Annotated in this window: 9 protein-coding genes and 3 pseudogenes; 1 reads left to right on the top strand and 11 read right to left on the bottom strand. The window is 56.9% G+C overall.

The window, feature by feature from the left end; translation table 11 throughout:
- Window positions 1-186 (bottom strand): annotated as a pseudogene (locus ACUHMQ_RS10430) (IS5/IS1182 family transposase); the annotation flags it as partial.
- Window positions 187-1,194: 1,008 nt separating this feature from the next.
- Window positions 1,195-1,354, bottom strand: a pseudogene (locus ACUHMQ_RS10425) (IS5/IS1182 family transposase); the annotation flags it as partial.
- Between ACUHMQ_RS10425 and ACUHMQ_RS10420 the strand changes: the two are divergent.
- Window positions 1,342-1,608: pseudogene (locus tag ACUHMQ_RS10420) on the top strand (integrase core domain-containing protein); the annotation flags it as partial. The pseudogenes ACUHMQ_RS10425 and ACUHMQ_RS10420 sit on opposite strands and share 13 nt — an antisense overlap.
- On the opposite strand, the gene tpiA reads toward ACUHMQ_RS10420, so the two are convergent.
- The 9 genes from tpiA to glpD form a co-directional block, all read right to left on the bottom strand.
- Window positions 1,605-2,381 carry a triose-phosphate isomerase gene (gene tpiA / locus ACUHMQ_RS10415; protein ID WP_445295400.1) on the bottom strand — a complete coding sequence of 259 codons (777 nt, stop codon included), beginning with the start codon at window positions 2,379-2,381 and terminating at the stop codon, window positions 1,605-1,607. The pseudogene ACUHMQ_RS10420 and the gene tpiA overlap by 4 nt on opposite strands.
- 481 nt (window positions 2,382-2,862) lie before the next feature.
- On the bottom strand, window positions 2,863-4,350 hold the full coding sequence (glpK, locus tag ACUHMQ_RS10410; RefSeq protein WP_445295399.1) for a glycerol kinase GlpK: 1,488 nt from the start codon (window positions 4,348-4,350) through the stop codon (window positions 2,863-2,865).
- Window positions 4,351-4,472: 122 nt separating this feature from the next.
- Window positions 4,473-6,197, bottom strand: a complete 1,725-nt coding sequence (locus ACUHMQ_RS10405) for an ABC transporter substrate-binding protein (RefSeq protein ID WP_445295398.1) — start codon at window positions 6,195-6,197, stop codon at window positions 4,473-4,475.
- A 282-nt stretch (window positions 6,198-6,479) separates the two neighbouring features.
- On the bottom strand, window positions 6,480-6,761 hold the full coding sequence (locus ACUHMQ_RS10400; RefSeq protein WP_445295397.1) for a DUF2160 domain-containing protein: 282 nt from the start codon (window positions 6,759-6,761) through the stop codon (window positions 6,480-6,482).
- A gap of 16 nt (window positions 6,762-6,777) precedes the next feature.
- Window positions 6,778-7,575, bottom strand: coding sequence for a carbohydrate ABC transporter permease (locus ACUHMQ_RS10395; RefSeq protein ID WP_445295396.1), 798 nt, complete (start codon window positions 7,573-7,575; stop codon window positions 6,778-6,780).
- Window positions 7,576-7,577: 2 nt separating this feature from the next.
- Window positions 7,578-8,456 (bottom strand): carbohydrate ABC transporter permease, encoded by an 879-nt coding sequence (locus tag ACUHMQ_RS10390; protein WP_445295395.1) that lies wholly within the window; start codon window positions 8,454-8,456, stop codon window positions 7,578-7,580.
- Window positions 8,457-8,472: 16 nt separating this feature from the next.
- Window positions 8,473-9,546, bottom strand: coding sequence for an ABC transporter ATP-binding protein (locus tag ACUHMQ_RS10385; RefSeq protein WP_445295394.1), 1,074 nt, complete (start codon window positions 9,544-9,546; stop codon window positions 8,473-8,475).
- 9 nt (window positions 9,547-9,555) lie between these two features.
- Window positions 9,556-10,650: an ABC transporter ATP-binding protein gene (locus ACUHMQ_RS10380; RefSeq protein WP_445295393.1), complete on the bottom strand. Its 1,095-nt coding sequence runs from the start codon at window positions 10,648-10,650 to the stop codon at window positions 9,556-9,558.
- A gap of 97 nt (window positions 10,651-10,747) precedes the next feature.
- Complete coding sequence (gene glpD, locus ACUHMQ_RS10375) at window positions 10,748-12,283, bottom strand: glycerol-3-phosphate dehydrogenase (protein ID WP_445295392.1); 1,536 nt, start codon at window positions 12,281-12,283, stop codon at window positions 10,748-10,750.
- Window positions 12,284-12,318: the final 35 nt, after the last annotated feature.

The raw sequence follows: 12,318 nt of genomic DNA, 5'->3' as shown, positions 1-12,318 counted from the left end.
AACCATCAATTCCGTCGGAAACGGTGGCCGGCCGCCGCGGGCGCGGCTGGGTCGAGGCGCTGCTCGGTCAATGTCTGCCGCCAGTGCGGCAAAATCGACATGGGTCCCCAGAACCTTCAGTGCATCGGCCAGCTGATCAAGCTTGGCTTCACGTTCTTCACTGGCAAACAGACTGGATTTGATCATGATTGGAGGGCTGACTTTTGGATGTCGGAATCATGCCATGGGCGGAGGGTTTTTCGAGGTGCCCTTAAGTGCCGCAGCTATTGCACAAGTCAGTGGAGGAGAAAATGTGACTGGGTTAAGACGACTGATCCCGGTCAATTGGATGCTTGAAGTACTGCACGCATACGGGCTTGAACGTACGGCAACACAGCAACTAACCCTTGGTAATGACAACCATTGAGCGCCGGGGTGGATTTGACTCATGCAGGTACTCAACGTCCAAGAAGTTGTGCAGGTCAATGGCGGATTTCGCCCTCACTCTTTGGTGATGACCATGGTGGATCCTCCCCAACGGGCACAGGGAATGCACCAAAGACCGATTCCTCAAACGGCCCATATGGAAAGCGAGAAAAGCCATGCGGGCATTTCATATTGCAAGCAGTGGTACTTGTTCATGTCTGTCGGGGCGCCATTAAGCGGTATGTCTCCAGCCCGTTGTTCTTGATGAAACTAAATACCTTTGAGGTTCTGATGGTCAGTGGTGGAAAAAATATACGCATATACCGGGAATGCCGGAGACCGAATCCCCTTTACACGGTGTCGATGCGGAGTTACTGGGATCTACTAGCGGTCTATCAGCGATGCATGAAGAAACAAGCTGTCGAGCAATAGCACGCTGCTTCAAGTTGAAGGATGAAAGCATGCAAACATTAAGCCTTTAAATAGGAGCGGGTCAGTGGTGGTTGTAAATACCGGAATGACATCTCAATTGGGACGGTAGAGGTGCTTATGATCCTCATTAAGTTCAAGGGAATATGTGCGAAGCAACAGACCGTTACTCAACGAAACGACATGGCAAGTTGAAGGAATAGCAGCATGCAGAAACTAGACAACAATGATCTGACAATCGGGTATCCTCAAAACGGGCGACTGCCAGATCAAATCTGAACTTCTACAGCTTACCAACAAGCGAAGCTGAGTTATGAATAGCTTGCAAATTGATTTGATTGTCCTGTGCTAATGGGCTCACACAATGGTGGGTTCGATCATGGCGTATTCGTTGTTCGCCCCCTTGAGCTAAGGTTTCGAAGATGCTTTGCCAGACCCTGGATTGGCTCCAACGTGAGTGACGCAGATGGACAACTCGGAAGTCTCCAAAACGTGGGGGAAAATCCCACCAAGGTCTGCCATCCTTGGACCAATGGGCAGGTCGAACGCATGAATCGGACGATCAAGGAGGCGACGGTCAAGCATTACCACTATCAATTGCATGATTAGCAGAAATCCCATTTGCAGACGTTCCTGATGGCGTACAACTTTGCTCGTCGCTTGAAGACCTTGAAGGGTTTCACTCCCTATGAATACATCGACAATATCTGGGCAACCGAACCACAATGCTTCAGGATTGATCCGTTCCAGCACACTGTGGGACTAAACACCTAGCGCTGGCCAAAACTGCGGCAGATTTCGCTGAAATCTTCGGCTTTGAGTGATGCACCACCGACCAATACACCGGAAACTTCCGGCAGATCAGCCAACCAGCTGGCATTCGCAGCGTTGACGCTGCCGCCATACAAGATGCGCATGCTTTGAGCGACTTTGGTTGCGCCGGTCTTGTCGGCAACCAGTTTGCGTAAATAATGCAATACAGTGGTGATCTGCTCGGCGGTGGCTACATGGCCTGTACCAATCGCCCAAACCGGCTCGTAAGCCAATATCAGTTTTTCCAGGTCGGAAGCTGAAAGACCAGCCAGTGTCGGCAGCAGCTGTGCAGCCAGTGTCGCTTCAGTCAGGCCAATTTCGCGCTGAGCCAGGGTTTCGCCCACGCAGACTATAGGAATGAGGCCGGCATTGAGCGCTTGGCGGGTCTTGGCGGCGACACGTTCGCTGCTGTCGCCAAACAAGCCGCGGCGTTCAGAATGCCCGGCCAGTACATAGCGGCAACCGATATCGGCCAACATGCTGGCCGACACTTCGCCGGTATACGCGCCTATTGCTTCATGGCAAAGGTTTTGCGCAGTACAGCTGATAGGACTTTTTGCGAGCAACGCTGCGCTTTGGGCCAGGTAAGGAAAGGGAGGGCAGACACTGACATGGACATTGCCAAAGCTTGCGATATCGCCGCGTAATGATTCCAGCAACGCGGCATTGGTTGCGAGGGAACCATTCATTTTCCAGTTGCCGATTACGAGGGCGGGGACGTGTTGTTGGGTCACGCTTTACTCCAGAGCGGCGGCGATACAGGCACAAGACCTGTAGGAACCACCGGCCAAAATTTGAACCGGCCGCATCCTAATCGAAATGGACATACTTGGCCCGAAATATGTAGCGGATGAATTTTTACTACATTCTTTACGTGGCACGGGGAGTCGAGGTTGAAACCCTTTTGCCAGTTGTCATGAACAGGTTCCAAGAACCCCTTCAAAGTCTCGTGAGCTAAGGCGAGACAAGGCGAAAACAACCGAGGAAGCGGAGTTTACAAGTGGTAAATGAGCATTCCGAGGTTGTTTTCAACGCCGTATCGCCGACGCACAACAGACTTTGAATTGGTTCTTGGAATCTGCTCACGATCTGTCGCGAGCGACCGTCAGCAGGGTGCAGAGCAGCGCAGAAACCGGAATGTACTTTGGTACATGAGGATTTCGAGCAGCACATGAGCCCTGATCACGGTTGCGCAGCAAGGTCGTGAGCAGATTCCTAACCTTGCCAGCGTTGAACACGCCCTACCGCACTCCGCCAGCGCTCACGGCGGGTTTCAGCTTCATCGCGGCTGATACGTGGTTCAAAGACATGGTCCATCTGCCAACAGCGCTCCAACTCAGCTATATCGCTGTAAACACCGGTAGCGAGCCCTGCCAGCTGAGCGGCGCCCAAGGCGGTGGTTTCCAATACCTTGGGCCGCACGACTGGCACGCCAAGTAAGTCGGCCTGTACCTGTAACAGCAGGTTGTTGGCTGCTGCACCACCATCGACTCGTAATTCGGTTAGCGGTGCTTCCGCGTCGGCCTGCATGGCTTCGAGCAGGTCGGCCGATTGGAATGCGATGCCTTCGAGCGCTGCCCGTGCGATATGGGCCTGGGTTGTACCACGTGACAAACCCAGTAACCCGCCACGGGCATGGGGGTCCCAGTGTGGTGCACCCAATCCGTTGAAGGCGGGTACGAAAATTACGCCGCCACTGTCGGGTACCGATGCAGCCAGGGGTTCGACGGCTTGGGAGGATGACAGCATGCCCAGGCCATCTCTCAGCCACTGCACCACTGCACCGCCCACGAATACGCTGCCTTCCAGGGCAAACCGTGGTTGCCCGTCGCCTTGTGCGGCAATGGTCGTCAATAAACCGTGTTCCGATTGGCGTGCAATGCCCCCAGTCTGCAACAGCATGAAGCAACCGGTGCCATATGTATTCTTTGCCATGCCTGGCTGGTGGCAGGCTTGGCCGAATAGCGCCGCCTGCTGGTCGCCGGCGATTCCGGCGATCATTACCGGTGCACCCAGCATGTCGGCGTCGGCCAGGCCAAAACGGCCACTGGAAGCCTGTACTTCCGGCAGCAGGCTTGCCGGGATATTCAATACAGACAGGATGTCCGTATCCCAGCAACGGCGATGGATGTCGAACAGCATTGTGCGCGAGGCATTGCTCACATCGGTGATATGCAAACGCCCGCCGGTGAGCTGCCAGATCAGCCAGCTGTCGACGGTTCCGAAAGCCAGCTCGCCCGCCTCGGCTTGTTGGCGTGCGCCAGGTATCTGGTCGAGCAGCCACGCCAGCTTGGTGCCCGAAAAATAGGAGTCGATCACAAGGCCGGTACGCTCGCGTATCAGCGCAGCATGCCCAGCGGCTTCCAATGCTTCGCACATGCCGGCGGTGCGGCGGTCCTGCCAGACGATGGCATTGGCCAGTGGCTGACCTGTCTTACGGTGCCACAGTATGGTGGTTTCGCGTTGGTTGGTGATACCGAGACCCGCGAGCTGGGTGGCGGCGATGCCCGCCAACTGCAGGGCTTCCCGCGCGGTGGCGAGTTGACTGCGCCATAAATCAAATGGGTCGTGCTCTACCCAGCCCGAGTTCGGGAATATCTGGCGGAATTCCTGCTGCGCTTTGGCAACGGCATGCCCCTGGCGGTCGAAGACGATGGCGCGGGAACTGGTTGTGCCCTGGTCCAGGGCGAGGATATAAGACATACAGTCATCCTTAATGCTGCCGCTGCCATGCAGCGCGGAGAGTCAGACAGGCAAGGCGCCCGGTTGACCGGGGATGTCGGGATTGTTGCCGGGTTGATGGCCTGCACAACCCGGCAGTGTGTTTATTTCACCCGACCCTCTTTCCAAGCTTTCAAGAGCTGGTCGTAAGGCACAGTCTCACCCTTGGGCTTTTCATTGGCCAGCTTGGCCCAGGGCGCGCCGCCTTTGCCTACCCATTGTGCCGGATCACCTTCCGGGTTGAGCTTCGGTGCGCATTTGCTCATGCCTGCACGTTGCAGCCTCGCCATAACAGCGTCCATTTCCTTGGCAAGGTTATCCATGGCAGCCTGTGGGGTTTTCTCGCCGGCGACTGCGGTGGCGACGTTCTTCCACCAAAGTTGGGCGAGCTTGGGGTAGTCGGGCACGTTGTTGCCGGTTGGCGTCCAGGCGACGCGGGCGGGACTGCGGTAGAACTCAACGAGGCCGCCTAGTTTGGGCGCCAGGTCTGTCATTGCCTTGCTTTGGATATCCGATTCACGGATCGGTGTGAGGCCGACCAGCGTCTTCTTCAGCGAGGTGGTCTTGGCTGTGACGAACTGGGCATATAGCCAGGCAGCCTGGCGGCGTGGCAGCGGCGTGGACTTGAAGAAGGTCCAGCTGCCTACGTCCTGGTAGCCGTTCTGCATGCCATCCTTCCAATAAGCGCCATGCGGGCCGGGGGCCATACGCCACTTAGGTGTGCCATCCTTGTTCACGACGGGCAGGCCGGGCTTATTCATGGAAGCGGTAAAGGCGGTGTACCAGAACACCTGCTGCGCAATATTGCCCTGGGCGGGCACCGGGCCGGCTTCAGAGAACGTCATGCCCAGCGCCTGCGGTGGGGCGTAGGCTTTCATCCAGTCGATGTACTTGGTCAGAGCGTAGACCGCGGGTGCACTGTTGGTAGCACCACCCCGGCTGACGGAAGCGCCAACCGGCGTACATTTGTCCGCCGCAACGCGGATACCCCATTCATCGACCGGCAGACCATTAGGAATACCCTTGTCTGCAGTACCGGCCATGGACAGCCACGCATCGGTAAAGCGCCAGCCCAGCGATGGGTCTTTCTTGCCGTAATCGAGGTGGCCGTAGACCTTCACACCGTCGATATTTTTTACATCGTTGGTGAAGAAGTTGGCGATGTCTTCATAGGCGGACCAGTTCACCGGCACACCCAGCTCGTAACCGTATTTGTCCTTGAACTTCTTTTTCAGGTCGGGGCGTTCAAACCAGTCGGCGCGGAACCAGTACAGATTGGCGAATTGCTGGTCGGGCAGCTGGTAAAGCTTGTCGTCAGGCCCTGTGGTGAACTTCAGGCCGATGAAGTCTTTCAAATCCAGGGTAGGGCTGGTGAACTCCTTGCCTTCACCGGCCATGAAGTCGGTCAGCGGGATGATCTGGCCATAGCGGAAGTGGGTACCGATCAGGTCTGAATCGGAAATCCAGCCATCGTAGATGTTCTTGCCCGATTGCATCTGCGTCTGCAGTTTTTCAACCACGTCACCTTCCTGGATCAGATCGTGGTTGACCTTGATGCCGGTGATTTCGGTGAAGGCTTTCGCGAGGGTCTTGGATTCGTACACATGGGTATCGATGGTTTCCGACACCACGTTGATCTCATTGATGCCCGCCTTCTTGAGCTTGTCTGCCGCAGCGATGAACCACTTCAATTCATCCAGCTGTTGCTGTTTCGATAGCGTGCTCGGCTGGAATTCGCTGTCGATCCATTTTTGCGCTTCGGCGGGGCCGGCGAAGGCGATCGGTGCTGCGAAGGCGCAGGCGATTGCCACTACCAGTTTTTTGACCACGGGTGTCTCCTTATTAGTGTGACCATACCTTCGGTGTAAATCAGCACCCGGTTGGAAGGCTGCGTCCGGGGCTGTGTCGATTCGATGTGCGTCTGGGGGATGCTCGTGGCGTCGCGACTTACAAGGAGCATTAAGTACCTGGAACCTGTTCACGATCTGTAGCGAGCAGCCGTCAGCAGGGTGAAGCGCAGCACAGAAACCGGAATGTACTTGGGTACATGAGGATTTCGAGCAGCACATGAGCCCTGATCACGGCTGCACAGTAAGATCGTGTGTGGGTTCTCAGCCCCAGCGCATCACGACAAGCAACCAAACAAACGCAATACCCGCAGCAAACCACTGGCTTAAATGGGTAAACCCGGTCCAGGCCAAGTTGATATACGCCGCGCTCAACAAGCCAAGGAAGAGCCGGTCGCCGCGTGTTGTGATCAGCGGCAGAAAGCCACGCCTGGCAATGCTGGGGGATTTGACCTGCCAGATCGTCATACCCACCAGCATCAGCGCGATACAGCTAAAGAAGACGGCTACCGGAGTGGTCCAGGCCATCCATGCCAAAGATTCCATTGCGTGCTCCTTGCTGTTAGACGCGGCCCATCGCGAAACCCTTCGCGATGTAATTGCGGACGAAGTAAATCACCAATGCACCGGGGACGATGGTCAGCACACCGGCTGCGGCCAGCACCCCCCAATCCATGCCGGCAGCAGAGACCGTACGGGTCATGATCGCGACGATGGGTTTGGCCTCGACGGATGTCAAAGTACGGGCCAGCAACAATTCCACCCAGCTGAACATGAAACAGAAGAAGGCGGTGACGCCGATGCCAGCTCCGATGAGTGGGATGAAGATGCGGATGAAGAAACGCGGGAAGCTGTAGCCGTCTATGTATGCCGTCTCGTCGATTTCACGTGGAATGCCAGACATGAAGCCTTCCAATATCCAAACCGCCAGCGGCACGTTGAACAACATATGCGCCAAAGCGACGGCGACATGGGTATCGAAGAGGTTGATGCTGGAATACAGCTGGAAGAAGGGCAGCAGGAACACGGCCGGGGGCGACATGCGATTGGTAAGCAGCCAGAAAAAGAGATGCTTGTCGCCAAGGAACTCGTAGCGCGAGAAGGCATAGGCGGCGGGCAGTGCCACCGCGACCGACAGTACGGTGTTGATCAGTACATAGATCAGTGAATTGATGTAGCCACCGTACCAGGCCGGGTCGGTCAGGATAGTGTGGAAGTTGGCGAAGGTAAGATGCTGCGGCCAAAGCGTAAGAACGCCGGTGATCTCCTCGTTGGTCTTCAAAGACATGTTCACCATCCAATAGATAGGCAGAATGGCGAAGACCAGATACAGGATCAGGCCGAAAGAGCGTTTTTTCATGATCAGGACTGCGCTTTCTCGGCAGCGCCCGCATTCTGCAACAGGCTATAGAACACGAAGCAAGCCAAGAGGATGATAAGGAAGTAGATCAGCGAGAAGGCGGCTGCCGGGCCAAGGTCGAACTGGCCGACCGCCTTTTGCGTAAGGTACTGGCTGAGGAAGGTGGTGGCATTGCCTGGCCCGCCACCGGTCAGCACAAAGGGTTCGGTGTAAATCATGAAGCTGTCCATGAACCGCAACAGCAGGCCGATCAGCAAAACGCCGCGTAGTTTGGGCAGCTGGATGAAACGGAACACCGCAAACCGGGAAGCGCCATCGATACGGGCTGCCTGGTAATAGGCTTCGGGTATGGCGCGCAGGCCGGCAAAGGCGAGGAGGGCAATCAGGGGCGTCCAGTGCCATACGTCCATGATGAGCACGGTAAGCCACGCATCCATCGAGTTGCCGGTGTAGTTGTAGTGCACGCCCAGTTTATTGAGCGCCGCCCCTGCAAGACCAATGTCACCGCGACCGTAGATCTGCCAGATGGTGCCGACAACGTTCTGTGGAATCAGCAAAGGCATGGCGAGCAACACCAATGCCAGAGAGGATCGCCAACCCGTGGCTGGCAGCGCCAAGGCCAGCAGAATGCCTAGTGGAATCTGGATAGCCAGCACTGCTGCGGAAAACAGTATCTGCCGTCCCAATGCCGCATGCAGTTCCGGGTCGCGCATGACCAGCTGAAACCATTCGGTGCCGACAAACACCTTCTGGTCCGGGCCGAGGATGTCCTGTACCGAATAGTTCACTACCGTCATCAAGGGGATGATGGCCGAGAAAGCCACGCATAGCACAACTGGCAGGACCAGTAACCAGGCTTTGTTGTTATAGGTTTTCAACATGGATGGTTACCTTCCCTCAAGCCACGCGCCGGTCATCGGCATAGAACATCGTGCGTTCCGGCTGTAACGCCAGTTGTACGCGTTCGGCGTTGATACTGGTGTGCTCGCCCAGCTTTACTTTCAGCTGGTGTTCACCCAAACGCACCGTCAGGAGTTTGCTGGTACCCAGGTCTTCCAGACGCAAGACCTGAGCCGATAGACCGTTCTTTTCGCCGGCAGGGGTGCATTGAATGAATTCGGGGCGCACACCCAGGATCAACGGTTTGCCTATCTGTGCCAACCGCCGGGCCAGTGCATCATCGATTGCGACGGTTTGTTCCGCGACACGGATGGAGCTGCCATTGAGCTCGCACGGCAACAGATTCATGCCTGGGCTTCCGATGAAGTGGCCCACGAATGTATGCGCCGGTGTTTCGAACAGGTCCTGCGGCGTACCCATCTGCACCACCTGGCCCTGGTACATCACCACCACCTGGTCGGCAAAGGTGAGTGCTTCGATCTGGTCGTGGGTGACGTAGATCAGCGATAGCTTGAGCTGGTGGTGAATACGCTTGAGCTGGCGGCGCAGCAGCCACTTCACATGTGGGTCGATGACTGTGAGCGGCTCGTCAAACAGCACTGCGGCCACATCCTTGCGCACGAGGCCACGCCCCAGCGAAATACGTTGTTTGTCCTCAGCGGAAAGCCCGCTGGCGCGGCGTTTCAAATCGGCGCTGAGGTCGAGGATCTCGGCGATTTCCTGTACCCGGCTGCGTACTTCACGCTCGCCAAGCTTTCGGTTGCGCAGCGGGAAGGCCAGGTTGTCGAACACCGTCATCGTGTCGTAGATGACAGGGAACTGAAAAACCTGGGCGATATTACGGCGTTCGGTGGGTAGGTCGGTCACATCGCGACCATCAAACAATACCTTGCCTTCGCTGGGCACCAGCAGGCCGGAAATGATATTGAGCAATGTGGTCTTGCCGCAGCCGGAGGGGCCGAGCAGGGCATATGCCCCACCGTCTTCCCAATGCATGGTTTGCGGTTGCAGCGAGTAGGCGTCATTGCCCGGGTAACGATGGCCGAGACCAGCCAGTTCGATTCTTGCCATACGATTTCCTTAGGCTGCGCTACGGCGCGGCGAACCGGCCAATTGGCCGTGCGCGTCGAAGGCGAATACCTCGGCCGGATTGATATACAGCGATACATTGCTGCCAGGAGCCAATTCGTGAACGCCAGTCAGCTGTGCAACCAGATTGATGTTGCCGTGGCGGGTATGCAGATAGGTGTCTGAGCCGCTGATTTCGGCCAGCTCCACTTCGCATGGCAACGAGCAGTCGGAGGGGCTGTGTGGCTGCAGACGCACATGACTGGGCCGTATGCCCAGGGTGTAGTCAGCACTTGCCAGGGCGTGAAGATGGGTACCCAATGGAATGGCGATATCACTCGGTAGATGTGCTGCCCGTTGTTCGCCACGTACTGTGGAGGGGATAAGGTTCATCGGTGGGTCGCTGAATACCTCTGCCACCCGCTTGCTGGCTGGGTGGTGGAAGACCTCCAGCGTCGGCCCCTGCTGCAACAGCCTGCCTGCGTCGAGCACGATGGTATGCCCACCCAGCAGCAAGGCTTCCTGTGGCTCGGTGGTGGCATAGACGACAGTGGTATTGCTGTTGCTGAACAACTCCTTCAGTTCAGCACGCAGCTCTTCACGCAGCTTGTAGTCGAGGTTGACCAGCGGTTCGTCCAGCAGCAGTAACGGCGCTTGTTTGACCAAGGCACGCGCCATGGCGGTACGTTGCTGTTGGCCGCCCGAGAGCTCCCCGGGCAGGCGTTTGAGCAAATGTGCGATATGCAGTTTCTCTGCCACAGCTTCGACCCGGCTGCGTATTTCCGCTTCAGCAAGCTTGCCAGCAAGTCGCAAGGGGGATGCAATGTTCTCGAATACGGTAAATGCCGGATAGTTGACGAACTGCTGGTAGACCATGGCGAGGTTGCGCCGACGTACCGATACGCCTGTCACATCCACGCCATCTGCTACTACGCGACCGTTTGATGGTTGGTCCAGGCCAGCCATCAAACGCATCAAAGTGGTTTTGCCGGCACGGGTCTGGCCCAGGAGCACGTTGATCTTGCCGGCTTGCAGGCTAAGGTCGAGGGGGTAGATATGTGTTTCCGCCCCCAGCCTTTTGCTGACGCCGTCCAGTTGAAGCTGCATTGTTGTCTGTCTCCATTGTCCAACCAAGCACTCCCTGTCCCGGGTTTCTATTGCTTGTTTTGGTGCTGCAGCCAAGGGCCCCGTTTCCACTACGGAATCAGCTCACCCTGGTTTGTTCGGTTTTATTCGTTTCTGTCGTGTTGGCAACATGGGTTGCCAGCCAGGCATCCAGTCGCTGTTCGCTGTCGTTCGGCAGGTGAAGACCCAGTTTTGAACGACGCCAGAGTATGTCTTGGGCAGTACAGGCCCATTCCTGTTCGCAGAGATAGCGAATTTCGCGTTCATACAGGCCTGGGAGCACTTCGCTGCCCAAATCTGCCAAGGTTTGTGCATTGTGCAGCAGCTTGGTGCAACGGGTGCCGTAGCTGCGCGCCCAGCGTTCAGTCAAACCTTGGGGCAGCCACGGGTAGGTGAGGTGAAGCTTTGCGAGGAAAGCATCGAAGTCCGCTGCCGGCATGTCACCACCGGGCAGGGGGGCATAAGCCGTCCATGCGCCGCTGCCTTTACCCAGTTGCTGCTGTATGAGGTCGGCAGCCTCTTCTGCGAGCTTACGGAAGGTGGTGATCTTGCCGCCGAACACCGACAGCAATGGTGCTGCAGTCTGGTCCAGCGTCAGGTCGTAATCGCGCGTCACGCTGGCGGCATGATCGGCTTCATCGTCGAGCAGCGGCCTCACGCCAGAGTAATCCCATACCACATCAGCCGGGGTGATGGTCTGGGTGAAGTAACGGCTGGCCATGTTGCACAGATAGGTTACTTCATCAGCATCTATTGCCACCTGTTCAGCCAGCCCTTGGTACTCGATATCGGTGGTACCGATCAGCGTGAAGTCCTGCTCGTAAGGAATGGCAAAGATGATGCGCTTGTCGGGGTTCTGGAAGATATAGGCATATTGGTGGTCGTACAGCTTCTTCACCACGATATGGCTGCCCTTGATCAAACGGACTTTGCGTTTGGACGGGACCTGCACCACATCGCGCAGAAAGTCGCCTACCCACGGGCCGGCTGCATTGACAAGACTGCGAGCCTTGACGGTAAGGTTGTCGCCCTGGCTTTGTTGCAGGCTGATTTGCCAATGTGTTTCAGTACGCTCGGCGTGGGTGCAGCGGGTACGGGTTTGGACCACGGCGCCGCGTTCGTGTGCGTCCATCGCACACAGGGTGACGAGCCGTGCATCCTGCACCCAGCCATCTGAATAGACAAAGCCTCTGCCAAAATCCTGGCGCAGCGGTTTCCCCGCGGGGTGTTTGCGCAGATCGATACCATTCGAACCTGGCAGAATCTCGCGGCGGGCGAGATGGTCATACAGGAAAAGACCCATGCGGATCATCCAGGCTGGGCGAAGGTGGCTGTCGTGCGGCATTACAAAACGCAGCGGCCACATGATGTGCGGCGCTGCACGCAACAGCACCTCACGTTCTTGCAAGGCTTTGCGTACCAGGCCGAACTCGTAGTATTCCAGGTACCGCAGTCCGCCGTGAATCAGCTTGGTGCTGGCTGAGGAGGTGTGGCGCGCCAGGTCGTCCTTTTCGCACAGCAATACGGATAAGCCACGCCCCGCCAGATCACGGGCAATGCCGGCGCCATTTATGCCACCCCCTACGACGACGACATCGAATTCACTGCTTTGCAAGCGCCTCTCCTTGTGGACCTGTCGCAATACGCTGC

The organism is Chitinimonas violaceus (assembly GCF_052601015.1).
Note: the sequence above shows the minus strand (reverse complement) of the source record. Positions and strands in the feature narration are given on the sequence as shown.